The organism is Burkholderia sp. S171 (genome assembly GCF_009766085.1).
Lineage (GTDB): Bacteria > Pseudomonadota > Gammaproteobacteria > Burkholderiales > Burkholderiaceae > Caballeronia.
In genome coordinates this window covers 1-18529 of record NZ_LMUF01000007.1, presented here as the reverse complement: position 1 = coordinate 18529, position 18529 = coordinate 1, and the positions used below count along the sequence as shown (strand labels likewise).

Annotated in this window: 13 protein-coding genes, 1 tRNA gene and 1 pseudogene; all 15 read right to left on the bottom strand. The window is 57.7% G+C overall.

Features of this window, described 5'->3' with window-relative positions:
* A partial coding sequence (locus GSQ93_RS02925; protein ID WP_158934596.1) for a GTP-binding protein occupies positions 1-413 on the bottom strand: 413 nt, incomplete at its 3' end.
* A 52-nt stretch (positions 414-465) separates the two neighbouring features.
* On the bottom strand, positions 466-2568 hold the full coding sequence (gene fusA, locus GSQ93_RS02920) for an elongation factor G (protein ID WP_158934177.1): 2103 nt from the start codon (positions 2566-2568) through the stop codon (positions 466-468).
* A 134-nt stretch (positions 2569-2702) separates the two neighbouring features.
* Positions 2703-3173, bottom strand: coding sequence for a 30S ribosomal protein S7 (rpsG, locus tag GSQ93_RS02915; RefSeq protein WP_031361587.1), 471 nt, complete (start codon positions 3171-3173; stop codon positions 2703-2705).
* A 207-nt stretch (positions 3174-3380) separates the two neighbouring features.
* Positions 3381-3758, bottom strand: a complete 378-nt coding sequence (rpsL, locus tag GSQ93_RS02910) for a 30S ribosomal protein S12 (RefSeq protein WP_158934176.1) — start codon at positions 3756-3758, stop codon at positions 3381-3383.
* A gap of 203 nt (positions 3759-3961) precedes the next feature.
* Positions 3962-5809: a DNA helicase RecQ gene (recQ, locus tag GSQ93_RS02905; protein WP_158934175.1), complete on the bottom strand. Its 1848-nt coding sequence runs from the start codon at positions 5807-5809 to the stop codon at positions 3962-3964.
* 191 nt (positions 5810-6000) lie between these two features.
* Positions 6001-10248, bottom strand: a complete 4248-nt coding sequence (gene rpoC / locus GSQ93_RS02900; RefSeq protein WP_158934174.1) for a DNA-directed RNA polymerase subunit beta' — start codon at positions 10246-10248, stop codon at positions 6001-6003.
* Positions 10249-10269: 21 nt separating this feature from the next.
* Positions 10270-14376, bottom strand: a complete 4107-nt coding sequence (gene rpoB, locus GSQ93_RS02895) for a DNA-directed RNA polymerase subunit beta (protein ID WP_158934173.1) — start codon at positions 14374-14376, stop codon at positions 10270-10272.
* A gap of 367 nt (positions 14377-14743) precedes the next feature.
* On the bottom strand, positions 14744-15112 hold the full coding sequence (gene rplL / locus GSQ93_RS02890; protein ID WP_062092985.1) for a 50S ribosomal protein L7/L12: 369 nt from the start codon (positions 15110-15112) through the stop codon (positions 14744-14746).
* A gap of 75 nt (positions 15113-15187) precedes the next feature.
* A complete protein-coding gene (rplJ, locus tag GSQ93_RS02885; RefSeq protein WP_047845330.1) occupies positions 15188-15718 on the bottom strand; it encodes a 50S ribosomal protein L10 in 531 nt (176 codons plus the stop codon).
* A 298-nt stretch (positions 15719-16016) separates the two neighbouring features.
* A complete protein-coding gene (gene rplA / locus GSQ93_RS02880; protein ID WP_089166626.1) occupies positions 16017-16712 on the bottom strand; it encodes a 50S ribosomal protein L1 in 696 nt (231 codons plus the stop codon).
* Positions 16713-17144: a 50S ribosomal protein L11 gene (rplK, locus tag GSQ93_RS02875; RefSeq protein ID WP_158934172.1), complete on the bottom strand. Its 432-nt coding sequence runs from the start codon at positions 17142-17144 to the stop codon at positions 16713-16715.
* A gap of 155 nt (positions 17145-17299) precedes the next feature.
* Complete coding sequence (gene nusG / locus GSQ93_RS02870; protein WP_031361596.1) at positions 17300-17857, bottom strand: transcription termination/antitermination protein NusG; 558 nt, start codon at positions 17855-17857, stop codon at positions 17300-17302.
* Between the two features lies 1 nt (position 17858).
* A complete protein-coding gene (gene secE / locus GSQ93_RS02865; protein ID WP_031361597.1) occupies positions 17859-18239 on the bottom strand; it encodes a preprotein translocase subunit SecE in 381 nt (126 codons plus the stop codon).
* A 34-nt stretch (positions 18240-18273) separates the two neighbouring features.
* Positions 18274-18349: transfer RNA gene (locus GSQ93_RS02860), tRNA-Trp, on the bottom strand.
* Positions 18350-18424: 75 nt separating this feature from the next.
* Positions 18425-18529, bottom strand: a pseudogene (locus tag GSQ93_RS02855) (elongation factor Tu); the annotation flags it as partial.

The window sequence follows — 18529 nt, the reverse complement described above, 5'->3', positions numbered from 1 at the left end:
CACTTGTTCAGGAACACGATGATGTACGGCACGCCAACCTGGCGAGCCAACAGGATGTGCTCACGCGTTTGCGGCATCGGACCGTCTGCAGCCGAACACACCAGGATCGCGCCATCCATCTGCGCTGCACCCGTAATCATGTTCTTCACATAGTCGGCGTGTCCCGGGCAGTCAACGTGCGCGTAGTGGCGCGCTGCCGTTTCGTACTCGACGTGAGCCGTGTTGATCGTAATGCCACGCGCCTTTTCTTCCGGCGCTGCATCGATCTGGTCATACGCCTTCGCTTCGCCGCCAAACTTCTTCGACAACACCGTCGCGATTGCTGCCGTCAGCGTGGTCTTGCCATGGTCGACGTGACCAATCGTGCCTACGTTGACGTGCGGCTTGGTCCGTTCGAATTTACCTTTTGCCATGATTACCTTCTTTCAAATTTGTTGATCGGTTAAAGACTTTCGGCTTGCCGAATTACTTGGACTTCGCGTTGATGATCGCTTCTGCCACGTTTCGCGGAGCTTCAGCATAGTGCTTGAATTCCATCGTGTACGTAGCGCGACCTTGCGTCGCCGAACGCAGCGACGTCGAGTAGCCGAACATTTCCGACAGCGGAACTTCAGCGCGCACGATCTTGCCGCCGCCAATCATGTCTTCCATGCCCTGGACGATACCGCGACGGCTCGACAAGTCGCCCATCACGTTGCCCATGTAGTCTTCCGGCGTTTCGACTTCCACAGCCATCATCGGTTCGAGGATGACCGGGCTTGCCTTGCGCATTGCGTCCTTGAACGCCATCGAACCGGCCATGCGGAATGCATTTTCGTTCGAGTCAACGTCGTGGTACGAACCGAACGTCAGGTGAACCTTGACGTCCACCACGGGGAAGCCTGCCAGCACGCCAGCCTTCAGCGTTTCAATAATGCCCTTGTCCACAGCCGGGATGTACTCGCGCGGAATCACGCCGCCCTTGATCTCGTCCAGGAACTCGTAGCCTTTGCCCTGCTCATTCGGCTCAAGCGTAATGACAACGTGACCGTACTGGCCGCGTCCGCCCGACTGCTTGACGAACTTGCCGTCAACGTCTTCAGCCTTGCCGCGGATCGTTTCGCGATACGCAACTTGCGGCTTGCCGACGGTTGCTTCAACGCCGAATTCGCGGCGCATACGGTCAACCAAAATTTCCAGGTGCAGCTCGCCCATACCCGAAATGATGGTCTGGCCCGACTCTTCGTCAGTCTGAACGCGGAACGACGGATCTTCCTGAGCCAGACGATTCAGCGCAAGGCCCATCTTTTCCTGGTCAGGCTTGGTCTTAGGTTCCACGGCCTGCGAAATCACCGGCTCCGGGAAAATCATGCGTTCCAGGACGATCGGATGTGCCGGATCGCACAGCGTGTCGCCAGTGGTTGCGTCTTTCAAGCCAACCGCAGCGGCGATGTCGCCTGCGTGCACTTCCTTGATTTCTTCGCGCTGGTTTGCGTGCATCAGCAAAATACGGCCGAGACGTTCTTTCTTGTCCTTGGTCGCATTCAGCAACGTGTCGCCCGACTTGGTCGTACCCGAGTACACGCGGAAGAAGATCAACTGGCCGACGAACGGGTCGGTCATGATCTTGAATGCGAGTGCCGAGAACTTCTCGTCATCAGCGGCACGACGTTCAGCACGCTTGCCGTCTTCGAGTTCGCCCAGAACCGGCGGAATGTCGATTGGTGACGGCAGGAAGTCGAGCACAGCGTCCAACATGCGCTGTACACCCTTGTTCTTGAACGCGGTGCCGCACAACATTGGCTGGATTTCACAAGCAATCGTACGGTCGCGAAGACCCTTGATGATTTCCTCTTCGGTCAACTCGCCCGTTTCGAGGTACTTGTTCATCATTTCTTCGTTCGCTTCAGCCGCGGCTTCAACCATCTTTTCGCGCCATTCAACGCACGAATCGAGCAGTTCAGCCGGGACTTCTTCGTACGAAAACTTCGTACCTTGGGACGCTTCATCCCAAATGATCGCCTTCATCTTGATCAGGTCGACCACGCCCGTGAACGTGTCTTCTGCGCCAATTGGCACCACGATAGGAACGGGGTTTGCCTTCAGACGCAGCTTGAGCTGATCATAGACCTTGAAGAAGTTCGCGCCGGTACGGTCCATCTTGTTGATGAACGCGAGACGGGGAACCTTGTACTTGTTGGCCTGGCGCCATACGGTTTCCGACTGGGGCTGAACGCCACCCACAGCACAATAAACCATGCACGCACCGTCGAGCACACGCATGGAACGCTCAACTTCAATGGTGAAGTCAACGTGTCCCGGGGTGTCGATGATGTTGATGCGGTGCTCGGGGCGGTCGCCAGCCATGCCTTTCCAGAAGGCCGTCGTTGCTGCCGACGTGATGGTGATGCCGCGCTCCTGCTCCTGCTCCATCCAGTCCATCGTTGCCGCGCCGTCGTGAACTTCACCGATTTTGTGGTTCACGCCCGTGTAAAACAGGATGCGCTCGGTCGTCGTCGTTTTGCCGGCGTCGATGTGAGCGCTAATACCGATATTACGGTAGCGCTCGATAGGTGTCTTGCGAGCCACTTTGAATCCTTAATTGGGTCGACGCAACCGACACATGCCAGTCGCGCCCTAACACAAACGGGCGAGGCGCTTTGTAAGCGCACCCGCCCGGAGGTTTTTCCGTTCGTCCCAGGTCGGGAGGCCTAAAAGCAGCCTTAGAAGCGGAAGTGCGAGAACGCCTTATTGGCTTCTGCCATCCGGTGAACTTCGTCGCGCTTCTTCATCGCGCCGCCGCGGCCTTCCGCAGCTTCCGAAAGTTCACCTGCGAGACGCAGGGCCATCGACTTCTCGCTGCGCTTCTTCGCAGCTTCGCGCAACCAACGCATCGCCAATGCCATACGACGCGACGGACGCACTTCGACTGGAACTTGATAGTTCGCACCACCAACGCGACGGCTCTTCACTTCCACCACCGGCTTCACGTTGTTGAGCGCACCCGTGAACACTTCCAGCGGGTCCTTGCCACCCTTGGTCTGGATCTGTTCAAAAGCACCATAAACGATACGCTCGGCAACCGACTTCTTGCCCGACAGCATGATCACGTTCATGAACTTGGCTACATCTACGTTGCCGAATTTCGGATCCGGCAATATGTCCCGTTTGGGGACTTCGCGACGACGCGGCATGTTTCTTCCTTTGATTTTTCAGTTGGAGCCATATCGGCCCCGCGGTCACCAACTAACCCGATCCATCTAAACCCGCAATTGCGTGCGCACTGTCCTGACTAACCAGCTCGGCCGGGTGACCACTTACTCGACAGCACCGGCACTTCCGGCACCACCGCTTGAACGCCCTGTTAAGGGCAACCTGTATAACTCAGCCAGCAAGAAAACTTACTTGGCCTTAGCGCGCTTCGCACCGTACTTCGAGCGAGCTTGCTTACGGTCCTTGACGCCCTGGGTATCAAGCGAGCCGCGAACCATGTGATAACGCACACCCGGCAAGTCTTTCACACGACCGCCGCGAATCAGCACGACCGAGTGTTCCTGCAGGTTGTGGCCTTCACCACCGATGTACGAAATGACTTCGAAACCGTTCGTCAGGCGAACTTTTGCAACTTTACGAAGTGCCGAGTTCGGCTTCTTCGGCGTCGTCGTGTACACGCGAGTGCACACTCCACGACGCTGGGGGCAGTCCTGCAAAGCCGGCGACTTGCTCTTCACTACTTCTGAAGCGCGGCCTTTGCGAACCAATTGATTGATGGTTGGCATTGTCTATTCCTAAATTGATCAAAATCGACGCCTCCGTTTCGGGCAAAGCAAAACGAATTGCGCTCGAACACTCCGATTCTTGCTCGTGCATGCGAGGAAAGACCTCTTAGCAGATCCAAGAACGAGAACCTAGCATCATAATCTGAAATTCCTAATGCGGTCAACAGCTTGGGTGTCGTTCGGCGTGATCAGACCGCTAAAAGCTAGTTCGCACCAACGACTTCGAGCAATTCGTCGCCGAAACGCTCGAGTTTGCGCGCGCCGATCCCCGGAATCTGGCTGAGATCCTCGATTGAATCCGGCTCGTTGCGCGCGATCTCTGCAAGCGTCGCGTCGTGGAAAATGACGTACGCCGGCACGCCGTCGCTTTTGGCCATGCTTGCACGCCACGCGCGCAGCCTTTCCCAGCGTGCTTTGATGCGCGGCGACATACCTGCCGTGGGATCGGCGCGTTCGCCGGTTCGGCTGGAAGACTGACGCGTACGCGTTGGCTTCACGTACTTCCGGAGCGTCACGTTTTGCTCGCCCTTGAGCACCGCCTTGCTTGCCTCAGTGAGAATCAGTGCACCGAAACCGTCATGGTCGACGGCCAGATAGCCGAAGGCCACCAACTGGCGAAACACCGCGCGCCATTCCTGCTCCGACAACGCCGCGCCAAGTCCAAACGTGGATAATTTTTCGTGACCACGTTGAAGTAATTTCTCAGACCGGCTGCCGCGCAGGATATCGATCAGATGGCCCGCGCCGAAATGGAAACCACTGGCCTTATACGCCCGGTAGACGCACGAAAGGGCCATCTGCGCCTCACGAGTGGCGTCCCACGATTCCGGCGGCTCGAGGCAGGTATCGCAATTGCCACAGGGCTCGCTGGCCTCGCCGAAGTAGCCGAGCAAACGCACGCGTCGGCATGAAGCCGCTTCGCAGAGCCCAAGAAGCGCGTCGAGCTTGCCACCCTGCACGCGCTTGTGGGTATCGTCCGCGTCGGATTCGTCGATCATCTTGCGCTGTTGAACAACGTCGCCCAGGCCGTACGCCATCCACGCGTTCGCCGGCATGCCGTCCCGGCCCGCGCGCCCGGTTTCCTGGTAATAGCCTTCCACGCTCTTGGGCAAATCCAGATGCGCTACAAAGCGCACGTCCGGTTTATCGATACCCATACCAAAAGCGATCGTTGCGCACATCACGATGCCTTCTTCGCGTTTGAACATTTCCTGATGCCGCTGACGGATTTCGTACTCCATCCCCGCGTGATACGGCAGCGCGCGCACGCCCTGACTCTTGAGCCAATCGGCGGTTTCCTCCACCTTGCGACGCGACAAGCAATAGATCACGCCAGCGTCGGTGGTTTTGTCCGGATTCGTGTGCTCGGCGCGAATGAAATCGAGCAGTTGCGCGCGCGCATTATCCTTTTCGACGATCCGATACCGGATATTCGGCCGATCAAAGCTTGAGACGAAAATACGCGCATCGTCCAAAGCCAGGCGATGCACGATTTCATCGCGCGTAATGGCGTCGGCGGTAGCCGTCAACGCGATCCGCGGCACCGATGGAAACCGCTCATGCAGCACCGACAACTGGATATATTCCGGCCGGAAATCGTGCCCCCATTGCGATACGCAGTGCGCTTCGTCAATAGCAAACAGGCCGATGCGAACGCTCTCAATCAGCTCGAGGAAACGGGGCGTCATTAGCCGTTCCGGGGCGACATACAGCAGGTCGATTTCCCCGTTACGCAACGCTCTTTCGGTTGCAGCAGCTTCGGCGCCGGTGAGTGTCGAATTCAGGCACGCAGCACGCACGCCGACTTCGCTCAACGCCGCCACCTGATCCTGCATCAACGCGATCAACGGCGACACGACGATCCCAGCGCCGAAACCGGCTTCGCGCCTTAATAAAGCGGGAATCTGGTAACAGAGAGATTTACCACCGCCGGTCGGCATGAGCACGAGTGAGTCCCCGCCGGCGGCCACATGATCGACGATATCGCCCTGCTGCCCCCGAAAAACGGGGTAGCCAAATACTTCCTTGAGAATTTCGAGCGAACGGGACATGGAGAAGACGGAGTGCGCCAGAGCGTGAGTGTTTCGATTTTACCAACGACCGGACCCCAAGGCGGCCGCATGACTCAACGTTAGCCAATCGATAGAGCAAAAAAAACCGCCCGGTATAAACCGGGCGGCTTCTATTACAAGCAGATCAGTTGCTAAAGCCCGAACCTGTAAAAAGGCCCGAACTCCAAAACTTACTCCGCCGGATGTTGCTGTTCTGCAGGCGCGACAGGTGCGGCTTCGGGCGTGCCGAAATCGAACGATTCTTCCGCTGCAATCTGGTCGAAACGTTGACGATCCGACAACTCGCGGCTCTTGCGTGCCTTGTGGAACGCGAGACCCGTACCGGCCGGAATCAACCGGCCGACGATCACGTTTTCCTTCAGACCGCGCAAATCGTCGCGCTTGCCCATGATGGCCGCTTCGGTCAACACGCGCGTCGTTTCCTGGAACGAAGCTGCCGAGATGAACGAATCGGTCGAGAGCGATGCCTTCGTAATACCGAGCAGCACGTTCTCGTAGGTCGCGGGGATCTTGTCTTCCGCGGCCATCCGGTCGTTCTCGTCCAGCATGTCCGACCGCTCAACTTGTTCGCCCATGATGAAACGCGTATCGCCGTTGTCGACGATCTGCACACGGCGCAACATCTGACGCACGATCACTTCGATGTGCTTGTCGTTGATCTTCACGCCCTGCAGACGGTACACGTCCTGCACTTCGTCCACGATGTAGCGAGCCAGCGCTTCGATACCCTGCAAACGCAGAATGTCGTGCGGATCGGCCGGGCCATCGACAATCATTTCGCCCTTGTTGACGACCTGACCATCGTGCACCAGCACCTGCTTTTCCTTCGTGATCAGGAACTCATGCTGTTCCCCTTCCACGTCGGTAATAACGAGACGCTGCTTGCCCTTCGTGTCCTTACCAAACGACGTCGTACCCGTGACTTCCGCCAAGATGCCGGCGTCCTTCGGCGAGCGCGCTTCGAACAGTTCGGCCACGCGCGGCAGACCACCGGTAATGTCACGCGTTTTCTGCGCTTCAACCGGGATACGTGCCAGCACTTCACCAACCTGCACTTGCTGACCGTCCTTCACGGTGATCAGTGCGCCGACCTGGAAGCCGATCTGCACCGAATGCTCGGTGTTCGGGATCTTGACTTCTTCGCCTTGCGCATCGAGCAGCTTCACTTGCGGACGAACGCTCTTCGCCGCTTGCGAACCGCGACGCTTCACGTCGATCACGACGAGCGTTGAAAGCCCCGTCACATCGTCGATCTGCTTCGCCACCGTCACGCCTTCCTCGACGTTTTCGAACTTCACCGTACCGCCCCACTCGGTGATGATCGGACGCGTCAGCGGATCCCATTGAGCCAGTTGTGCACCAGCCTTGATGACTGCGCCGTCCAGTTGCAGCAACGTTGCGCCGTACGGGATTTTGTGACGTTCGCGCTCACGACCGAGGTCGTCGGCAATGATCGCCTCGCCCGAACGCGAGATGACGATCTGCTCGCCCTTCGCATTCGTGACGTAACGCATCGTTGCCGTGAAACGCACCGTACCGTTCGACTTCGCTTCAACCGACGAAGCGATCGCCGCACGCGACGCCGCGCCACCGATGTGGAACGTACGCATGGTCAGCTGCGTGCCCGGCTCACCAATCGACTGCGCAGCGATAACACCCACCGCTTCGCCGACGTTCACGCGCGAGCCACGACCCAGGTCGCGGCCATAGCACGAAGCGCACAGGCCGTAACGCGTTTCGCAGGTCAACGGCGTGCGCACGCGCACTTCGTCGATACCCAGGCGTTCGATTTCGTCGACCATGTCTTCGTCGAGCAACGTGCCCGATTCGTACAGCGTTTCCTGCGATTCCGGATTGACGACGTCTGCCACCGTCACTCGGCCGAGAATCCGGTCACGCAAGGCTTCGACAACTTCACCGCCTTCAACCAACGCCTTCATTGCCACGCCGTTCGTCGTGCCGCAATCGTCTTCGACCACGACCAAATCCTGCGTCACGTCAACGAGACGACGCGTCAGGTAACCCGAGTTCGCCGTCTTCAACGCCGTATCGGCCAAGCCTTTACGTGCACCGTGCGTCGAGATGAAGTACTGCAACACGTTCAAGCCTTCACGGAAGTTCGCCGTGATAGGCGTCTCGATAATCGAGCCGTCCGGCTTCGCCATCAGGCCACGCATACCGGCCAGCTGACGAATCTGAACAGCGGATCCACGAGCGCCCGAGTCGGCCATCATGTAGATCGAGTTGAACGATTCCTGCTTCGTCTGATTACCGTCGCGGTCGACCACAGGTTCCGTAGCCAACTGCTCCATCATCGCCTTGCCGACCGCTTCCGACGTTGCCGACCAAATGTCGACCACGTTGTTGTAGCGCTCTTGCGAAGTCACAAGACCCGACATGTACTGACGGTCGTATTCCTTCACCTTCTTGGCTGCATCGCCGACGATCTGTTCTTTCTGCGGCGGCACGAGCATGTCGTCGACGCAAATCGAAATACCGGCGCGCGTAGCCAGACGGAAACCCATCTGCATCAACTGGTCGGCGAAGATCACCGTTTCGCGCAGACCGCACTTGCGGAATGCCGTGTTGATCAGGCGCGAAATTTCCTTCTTCTTCAGCGGTCGATTCAGCACCGAGAACGGCAGTCCCGGCGGCAGAATTTCCGACAGAATAGAACGGCCAACCGTGGTTGCGTACAGCGTGATCTTCGGCACGAACTTCGGTGCGCCTTCGCTTTGATCCGGGTTGTGAATGTTTTCCGTAATCCGGACATTCACCCGCGACGCCAGCTCGACTTCCTTGTTTTCGTACGCGCGGATCGCTTCCGACACGCCCGTGAACGTCATGCCTTCGCCCTTGCCGTTCACCGCTTCACGCGATGCGTAGTAAAGACCCAGCACAATATCCTGCGACGGCACGATCGACGGATCGCCGTTGGCCGGGAACAGGACGTTGTTTGACGCCAGCATCAGCGTGCGCGCTTCCATCTGCGCTTCCAGCGACAGCGGCACGTGAACGGCCATCTGGTCACCGTCGAAGTCGGCGTTGAACGCCGCGCAAACGAGCGGATGCAACTGAATAGCCTTACCTTCGATCAGCACCGGCTCGAAAGCCTGAATGCCAAGACGGTGAAGCGTAGGCGCGCGGTTCAGCATCACCGGATGTTCGCGGATCACTTCTTCCAAAATGTCCCACACCACGGCTGTCTGGTTCTCGACTTCCTTCTTCGCGGCCTTGATGGTGGTAGCAACACCCATCACTTCCAGCTTGTTGAAGATGAAAGGCTTGAACAGTTCGAGCGCCATCAGCTTCGGCAGACCGCACTGATGCAGCTTGAGGGTCGGGCCCACCACGATCACTGAACGGCCCGAATAGTCAACGCGCTTACCGAGCAAGTTCTGACGGAAACGACCGCCCTTACCCTTGATCATGTCAGCGAGCGACTTCAGCGGACGCTTGTTCGCGCCGGTCATTGCCTTACCGCGACGACCGTTGTCGAGCAGCGAATCGACGGCTTCCTGCAGCATCCGCTTTTCGTTGCGGACGATGATTTCAGGCGCCTTCAACTCGAGCAGACGCTTCAACCGGTTGTTACGGTTGATCACGCGGCGATACAAGTCGTTCAAATCCGACGTCGCGAAACGGCCGCCGTCCAGCGGCACGAGCGGACGCAGTTCCGGCGGCAGCACCGGCAGCACTTCCAGCACCATCCAGTCCGGCTTGATGCCCGAACGCTGGAATGCCTCGAGCACTTTCAGGCGCTTCGCGTACTTCTTGATCTTCGCTTCCGAACCCGTGTTCTTGAGTTCGGTGCGCAGCACTTCGACCTGTTCGTCGATGTTGATCGCGCGCAGCAGTTCACGCACGCCTTCCGCGCCCATCTCGGCACGGAATTCGTCGCCGTATTCTTCGACCTTATTGTAGTAATCCTCTTCCGTCATGATCTGCCGCGCTTTCAGCGGCGTCATGCCCGGTTCGATCACAACGTACGCTTCGAAATACAGCACGCGTTCGATGTCGCGCAGCGTCATGTCGAGCACCATGCCCAGACGCGACGGCAGCGACTTCAAAAACCAGATGTGCGCAACCGGCGAGGCCAGTTCAATGTGGCCCATCCGTTCGCGACGCACCTTGGCGAGCGTGACTTCAACGCCGCACTTTTCGCAGATCACGCCGCGGTGCTTGAGGCGCTTGTACTTGCCGCACAGGCACTCATAGTCCTTGATCGGGCCAAAAATCTTGGCGCAGAACAGGCCATCGCGTTCCGGCTTGAACGTCCGGTAGTTGATGGTTTCAGGCTTCTTCACTTCGCCGAAGGACCACGAACGGATCTTGTCCGGCGAGGCCAGACCGATCTTGATCGCGTCAAAAACTTCAGGTTGTTGGACTTGCTTGAATAGATCGAGCAGAGCTTTCATTGCGTCTCTCCAGTAGTCCGATTAGTTCCGGTCCAGGTCGATGTCGATACCGAGCGACCGGATTTCCTTCACCAACACATTGAACGACTCAGGCATGCCGGCATCGATCACGTGGTCACCCTTGACCAGGTTCTCGTAGACCTTGGTACGACCGGCCACGTCATCCGACTTAACAGTCAGCATTTCTTGCAGCACATACGAAGCGCCATATGCTTCGAGCGCCCACACTTCCATCTCACCGAAACGCTGGCCACCGAACTGCGCCTTACCACCCAGCGGCTGCTGCGTGACGAGCGAGTACGGTCCAGTCGAACGAGCGTGCATCTTGTCGTCGACCAAGTGATGCAATTTCAGGTAGTGCATGTAGCCCACCGTGACCGTCCGTTCGAACGGTTCACCCGTGCGGCCGTCGCTCAATTGCACCTGATTCTTGGACTTCGTCATGCCCAACTGCTTCGCGATGTCGTCCGGGAACGCCAGATCCAGCGCACGTTCCATTTCGCCTTCCGTCGCGCCGTCGAACACCGGCGTTGCAAAAGGAACACCTTCGCGCAGGTTCTTCGCCAGTTCGACGATTTCGTCGTCGGTGAAGTTTTCCAGCTCTTCCTTACGGCCTGACTCGTTGTAGATCTTGGTCAGGAAAGCACGCAGCTCTTCAATCTTCGTCTGACGCTGCAGCATTTCGCCGATACGCCATCCCAGACCCTTCGCAGCCCAGCCCAGATGCACTTCGAGAATCTGACCCACGTTCATCCGTGACGGCACGCCGAGCGGATTCAGCACGACGTCGGCCGGACGGCCATCGGCCATGTACGGCATGTCTTCGATCGGCACGATCTTCGACACAACACCCTTGTTACCGTGACGGCCGGCCATCTTGTCGCCCGGTTGCAGACGACGCTTAACAGCCAGGTACACCTTGACCATCTTCAGCACGCCCGGCGGCAGTTCGTCGCCTTGCGTCAGCTTCTTGCGCTTTTCTTCGAACGCCAGATCGAACTGGTGACGCTTTTGTTCGATCGAGTCCTTGATGGCTTCGAGCTGAGCCGCTGCTTCTTCGTCCGCGAGGCGGATGTCGAACCAGTGGTAGTGATCCAGATCTTCCAGGTACGGCAGATCGAGCGCCGTGCCCTTCGCCAGCTTCTTCGGACCACCGTTCGCAATCTTGCCGTTGAGCATACGGGCGAGACGCGAGAACGCGTCGCCTTCCACAATGCGCAACTGATCGTTCAAGTCCAGGCGATAACGCTTCAGTTCGTCATCAATAATCTGCTGTGCACGCTTGTCACGCGTAATGCCTTCGCGCGTGAACACTTGCACGTCGATCACCGTGCCGCTCATGCCCGACGGCACGCGCAGCGACGTATCCTTCACGTCCGACGCCTTCTCACCGAAGATCGCGCGCAGCAGCTTTTCTTCCGGCGTCAGCTGGGTTTCGCCCTTCGGCGTGACCTTGCCGACCAGCACGTCGCCCGCTTCCACTTCCGCGCCGATGTACACAATGCCCGACTCATCGAGACGGCCAAGTTGCACTTCAGCCAGGTTCGAGATGTCGCGTGTGATTTCTTCCGGTCCGAGCTTCGTATCGCGTGCAACCACATTCAATTCTTCGATGTGGATCGACGTGTAGCGATCTTCAGCAACGACCTTCTCCGAGATCAAGATCGAATCTTCGAAGTTGTAGCCGTTCCACGGCATGAACGCGACGAGCATGTTCTGGCCAAGCGCGAGCTCGCCCAGATCGGTCGATGCACCGTCGGCCACCACGTCGCCACGGCCAACCTTGTCGCCGACCTTTACGATCGGACGCTGGTTGATGTTCGTGTTCTGGTTCGAACGCGTGTACTTGATCAGGTTGTAAATGTCGACACCGACTTCGCCGGCAACCGCTTCATCGTCGTTCACGCGAATCACGATACGGCCAGCATCGACGTAATCGACGATACCGCCGCGTTCCGCCTGAACCGTCGTACCCGAGTCGACCGCCACGGTGCGTTCAATACCCGTACCGACGACAGCCTTTTCAGGACGCAGGCAAGGCACAGCCTGACGCTGCATGTTCGAGCCCATCAATGCGCGGTTCGCGTCGTCGTGTTCAAGGAACGGAATCAGCGAAGCAGCCACGGACACGATCTGCGACGGCGCCACGTCCATGTACTGGATGCGGTCCGGCGTGACCATCAGCGTTTCGCCCGCTTCACGCGACGAAACCAGCTCGTCGGTCAGCGTGCCGCCTTCGCCCAGCGACGCGTTCGCCTGAGCGATCACGTAGCGGCCTTCTTCAATGGCGGACAGATAGTCGATCTGATCGGTCACCTTGCTGTCGACCACTTTCCGATACGGCGTCTCGAGGAAACCGTATTCGTTCAAGTGCGCGTACAGCGCCAGCGAGTTGATCAGCCCGATGTTCGGACCTTCCGGCGTTTCAATCGGGCACACACGGCCGTAGTGGGTCGGGTGCACGTCGCGAACTTCAAAGCCTGCGCGCTCACGCGTCAAACCGCCCGGTCCAAGAGCCGATACACGGCGCTTGTGGGTGATTTCCGACAACGGATTCGTCTGGTCCATAAACTGCGACAGCTGCGACGAACCGAAGAACTCGCGAATAGCGGACGAAATCGGCTTCGAGTTGATCAGGTCGTGCGGCATCAGGTTTTCGCTTTCAGCCTGACCCAGACGTTCCTTCACAGCCCGTTCCACGCGCACAAGGCCCGCGCGGAACTGATTCTCGGCCAACTCACCTACGCAACGCACACGGCGATTGCCCAAGTGATCGATGTCATCGACTTCGCCCTTGCCGTTACGCAGCTCGACCAAAATCTTGATCGTCGCGAGGATGTCGTCGTCCTGCAGCGTCATCAAGCCAGTGATTTCGTCACGGCCCACACGACGGTTGAACTTCATACGACCCACCTTCGACAGGTCGTACGCGTCTTCGCTGTAGAACAAACGGTTGAACAGCGCTTCGACGGCTTCTTCCGTCGGCGGTTCGCCCGGACGCATCATGCGATAAATCGCAATACGTGCAGCCATGCGGTCGGCGGTTTCATCGATACGCAGCGTCGACGAAATGTACGGACCTTGATCCAGATCGTTCGTGTAGAGCGTCTGGATGTCCTTGACCTTCGATTCGCGCAGCTTCTCGAGCACCATTTCGGTGATCTCGTCGTTGGCGTTCGCGATCACTTCGCCCGTTTCGCCATCGACCACATTCTTTGCCAGCACGCGGCCGAGCAAATAGTCTTCCGGTACCGAAATGAACTTCGTCTTCGCAGCTTCGAGATCGCGAATGTGCTTCGCGTTGATCCGCTTGTCCTTCTGGACGATGACCGCGCCTTCGCGATCCTGGATGTCGAAGCGCGCGACTTCACCGCGCAGACGCTCCGGCACGAATTCCATTTGCGCGCCTTCGCCCATCAACGCGAAGTTATCGAACACGAAGAAGTTCGCGAGGATCTGTTCCGGCGTCAGGCCAATGGCCTTCAGCAAGATGGTCACAGGCATTTTCCGGCGACGGTCGACGCGGAAATACAGCACGTCCTTCGGATCAAATTCGAAGTCGAGCCACGAACCACGGTAAGGGATGATACGAGCCGAGAAAAGCAGCTTGCCCGAGCTGTGCGTCTTGCCCTTGTCGTGCTCAAAGAACACGCCAGGCGAACGGTGCAACTGGGACACGATCACGCGTTCCGTACCGTTGATCACGAACGAACCGGTCGGCGTCATGAGCGGCATTTCGCCCATGTAGACTTCCTGTTCCTTCACTTCCTTGACGACCGGCTTGCTCGGCGATTCCTTGTCGAGCAGCACCAGGCGGACCTTGGCACGCAAGGCGGAACAGTACGTCAGGCCACGCTGCTGGCATTCCTTGATGTTGAACGCCGGCGGCGAGAGCATGTAGCTCACGAATTCGAGACGCGCAAAGCCGTTATGCGAAACGATCGGGAACACCGATGAAAAAGCTGCTTGCAGTCCTTCTGCCTTGCGCTGAGTCCCGATGGTCTCGGCTTGCAGAAATGTGCTGAATGATTCAAGCTGGGTTGCCAGCAGGAAGGGAACCTGGTGAACGATGGGGCGTTTCGCGAAACTCTTGCGAATACGCTTCTTCTCGGTGAAGGAATATTGCATACGATCTCCGAATCACGGCGGGCGTTGCCGAGGCGGGATACCTCGATGACACGACCCGGTGTTCACCGACTGAGACTCGTCATACGCCCAGGGAGGGGCGAACGAGCCTAGAAGCTTGGTGGTTGGCCGCTACCAACCGCTGGCTGACGGCAGCGGATGCCTATGTTGCCCGCTACCCGACCAAACTTGCCTTCTGCAGTCGCTTCAGAAGACAAAGAAAAGAATCGGCAAAATTGTCCCGCCGATGTTTTTCTTTGGCTTCTATAAGGTTCTTGTTGCCGAAACCGGCGACTCGAAACATTGTTCCCACAAAGCAGAAAAAGGCCGGCGGTCATAGACCGCCAGCCTTAGCAAAGCGCAGTGAAACTTACTTGATTTCAGCCTTCGCGCCTGCTTCTTCCAGCTTCTTCTTCGCTTCTTCAGCAGCAGCCTTCGGTACCGATTCCTTAACAGGCTTCGGTGCACCGTCAACCAGGTCCTTCGCTTCCTTCAGGCCGAGACCCGTCAGTTCGCGAACAGCCTTAATCACCGACACCTTGTTTGCGCCGATTTCGACCAGGTTCACCGTGAACTCGGTCTGCTCTTCAACAACAGCAGCGGCACCAGCGGGGCCAGCAACTGCAACTGCTGCAGCCGACACGCCAAACTTTTCTTCGAACGCCTTGACCAGCTCGTTCAATTCCAGAACCGACATCGAGCTTACTGCTTCGAGGATGTCATCTTTTGCGATTGCCATTTGAAATACTCCTAAATTGAATTCGGATACAGCCAGCGATCTTGTAAGCCTAACCAGGCAACCAAGCGCAGTACGTTAAGCAGCAACTTCCGGCTCAGCTTCAGCCGGAGCTTCAGCGCCGCCACCCTTTTGCGCGGCGAGCGCGGCCAGAGCGCGCGCGAAGCCAGCAACAGGAGCTTGCATGACGTACAACAACTTGGAGAGCAGTTCTTCGCGGCTCGGGATGTTGGCGAGTGCTTGCACAGCCGCCTTGTCCATCACGTTGCCTTCGTAGGAACCGGCCTTGATGATCAACTTGTCATTGGTTTTGCCGAAGTCGTTAACAACCTTGGCAGCAGCAATTGCATCTTCCGAGATGCCGTAGATCAAAGGACCAGTCATCTGCTCGGCCAGCGGAGCGAACGGCGTACCTTCCACGGCGCGACGCGCCAACGTGTTTTTCAACACGCGGAGATACACTTGTTGCTCGCGAGCCTTTGCGCGCAGCTTGGTCAGATCGCCAACCGCAATTCCACGATACTCAGCGAGCACCATCGTCTGAGCCTTCGCGACTTGCGCGGCGACTTCAGCGACAACTGCCTGCTTGTCTTCTTTGTTCAGTGGCACGGTTAAACCTCCAGATTCGATGCGCCAACTTAGCGCACCGCGTTCAACAACGGCGTCCGACCTGTCAGGAGTATTTCGACCGGCTGGTGCGCACCTCACAGCACGCGACAACCGACTTCAACCACACCAAAACTGTTCCGGGTTCGCCATCTGCGTTGGCTTACATTAAGGTCACGCCCAATTGCTGCGCTTCCGCCAACGGTCTTTGACAACCGGCTGCTCGCCAATTTCAGCTTGCAACCGCCCAAAGCCCTTAACGCAGGTTCACGCGAGATCGCGTCAACCTGCGCATGATTCTTTACTGCGAGAGCGTGGAGTGATCTACGCGCACGCCGACACCCATGGTGCTCGACAATGCGATCTTGCGCAGATACACGCCCTTGCTGGTCGCCGGCTTAGCCTTTTGAAGGGCCTCTACCAGTGCCGACAGATTCTTACGCAACGACGCCGGCTCGAACGAAGCACGGCCAATAGTTGCGTGGATGATTCCGCCCTTGTCGACGCGGAACTGCACCTGACCAGCCTTTGCGTTGCGAACAGCTTGCGCAACGTCAGCGGTTACCGTGCCAACCTTCGGATTCGGCATCAGGCCGCGCGGGCCGAGGATCTGACCGAGCGTACCGACAACGCGCATTGTGTCCGGCGAAGCGATCACAACGTCGAAGTTCAGGTTGCCGGCCTTGACTTGTTCAGCCAGGTCTTCCATACCGACGATTTCTGCGCCGGCTGCACGAGCTTGCTCAGCCTTTTCGCCTTGCGCAAACACAGCAACACGAACCGACTTGCCGGTGCCTGCGGGCAACACAACCGAACCGCGAACCACTTGGTCCGACTTCTTCGCATCGATGCCGAGTTGCACAGCTACGTCGATCGATTCATCGAACTTCGCGCTGGCGCATTCCTTGACCAGCGAAAGAGCGTCGTCGACGGGGTACAGCTTCATACGATCCACCTTGGCGGCGAACGCTTGAAGACGCTTAGAAAGCTTAGCCATTTATACGCCCTCCACGGTGATGCCCATCGAACGGGCGCTGCCCGCGATCGTACGAACCGCTGCGTCCAGATTTGATGCCGTCAGGTCAGGCATCTTGGTCTTGGCGATTTCTTCAGCTTGAGCGCGCGTGATGTTGCCGACCTTGTCAGCATTCGGCTTCGGCGAACCCTTCGCAATACCTGCTGCCTTCTTGATCAGAACGGTAGCCGGCGGCGTCTTCATGATGAACGTGAAGCTCTTGTCCGCGAATGCCGTAATAACCACCGGCACCGGCAGACCCGGCTCCATCGCTTGAGTCTGGGCGTTAAACGCCTTGCAGAACTCCATGATGTTCAGGCCGCGCTGGCCCAGTGCCGGACCAACCGGCGGTGACGGATTGGCTTTACCTGCAGGAATCTGCAGTTTGATAAAGCCGATGATTTTCTTTGCCATGTTGAAAACCTCTGCAGAACGCGTTAGCGTTCGATGAGTGATAACGCGCGCTCGCCAAAACGGCTACTGACGCTCCTCAACAGCCATAACGCGGACTGTAAGCGCGAACCGCGCTACGAAGTTAACACCTCGAGCGCGGCGAAAAACGAATGCTTTTAAACCTTCTCGACCTGGCCAAATTCCAGTTCAACCGGGGTCGAGCGTCCAAAAATGGTGACAGACACACGAACGCGCGATTTCTCGTAATTCACTTCCTCAACGTTGCCGTTGAAGTCTGTGAACGGACCGTCCTTGACCCGAACCATTTCACCCACTTCAAAGAGCGTTTTCGGACGCGGTTTTTCGACGCCTTCCTGCATTTGCGACATGATCTTTTCCACTTCACGCGGAGAGATCGGGCTCGGACGATTGCGCGCCCCGCCAACGAAACCGGTCACCTTGGCAGTATTTTTTACCAAGTGCCACGTTTCGTCTGTCATTTCCATTTCAACGAGCACATAGCCCGGAAAGAAACGACGCTCTGTCACTGACTTGTGACCGCCCTTCACTTCCACAACCTCTTCGGTCGGGACGAGAATTTGACCAAACTGATCCTGCATGCCAGCACGGTCGATGCGCTCTTGAAGCGCACGTTGCACGCTCTTCTCCATACCGGAGTAGGCGTGCACGACATACCAACGTTTTCCGCTCGGTGATGCTGGTGCTTCGCTCATATCATCTCCAACCCAGAATTACCGAGAATATCACCCACTCAATCGACTTATCGCTAAGCCACAAGAAGATTGCCATGATCAGCACAAATGCGAAGACCACCAGCGTGGTTTGCGTGGCTTCCTTACGTGTCGGCCACACCACCTTGCGGACTTCTTTGTACGAATCTTTGGCAAAGGCGATAAAACCCTTTCCCGGTGCGGAGAGAAGACCGACCGCAACACCCGCGATCAAGCCGACAGCCAGCGCGGCGCCGCGAACGTACCACTCCTGGCCACCTAGCCAGAAGAAACCTACGAACCCGGCCAAGACCAACAATACGCCCGCGGTCAACATCAACTTGTCGCCGGAAGTATTTACAGTTTCGACGGAAGGATTCGCCATAACACCTTAAGCAGCGCCCGGAGACGCAAGATTGTGGCAGGGGCAGAGGGAATCGAACCCCCAACCTTCGGTTTTGGAGACCGACGCTCTGCCAGTTGAGCTATACCCCTAAACCATTTTGGGGTCGGCGATTTCGCCAACCCCGAAAACTACAGACTATCGAGCAATTTCTGGCTTTGCTCGATTTACGCCAGAACCTTGGCCACGACACCGGCGCCGACGGTACGACCGCCTTCACGGATAGCGAAGCGCAGACCTTCTTCCATCGCGATCGGAGCGATCAACTTCAC

Coding starts and splice junctions, on each gene's coding strand:
- rpsG (WP_031361587.1), bottom strand. CDS start 3,173: ATGCCGCGTCGTCGCGAAGTCCCCAAACGGGACATATTGCCGGATCCG.
- rpsL (WP_158934176.1), bottom strand. CDS start 3,758: ATGCCAACCATCAATCAATTGGTTCGCAAAGGCCGCGCTTCAGAAGTA.
- recQ (WP_158934175.1), bottom strand. CDS start 5,809: ATGTCCCGTTCGCTCGAAATTCTCAAGGAAGTATTTGGCTACCCCGTT.
- rpoC (WP_158934174.1), bottom strand. CDS start 10,248: ATGAAAGCTCTGCTCGATCTATTCAAGCAAGTCCAACAACCTGAAGTT.
- rpoB (WP_158934173.1), bottom strand. CDS start 14,376: ATGCAATATTCCTTCACCGAGAAGAAGCGTATTCGCAAGAGTTTCGCG.
- rplL (WP_062092985.1), bottom strand. CDS start 15,112: ATGGCAATCGCAAAAGATGACATCCTCGAAGCAGTAAGCTCGATGTCG.
- rplA (WP_089166626.1), bottom strand. CDS start 16,712: ATGGCTAAGCTTTCTAAGCGTCTTCAAGCGTTCGCCGCCAAGGTGGAT.
- rplK (WP_158934172.1), bottom strand. CDS start 17,144: ATGGCAAAGAAAATCATCGGCTTTATCAAACTGCAGATTCCTGCAGGT.
- nusG (WP_031361596.1), bottom strand. CDS start 17,857: ATGAGCGAAGCACCAGCATCACCGAGCGGAAAACGTTGGTATGTCGTG.
- secE (WP_031361597.1), bottom strand. CDS start 18,239: ATGGCGAATCCTTCCGTCGAAACTGTAAATACTTCCGGCGACAAGTTG.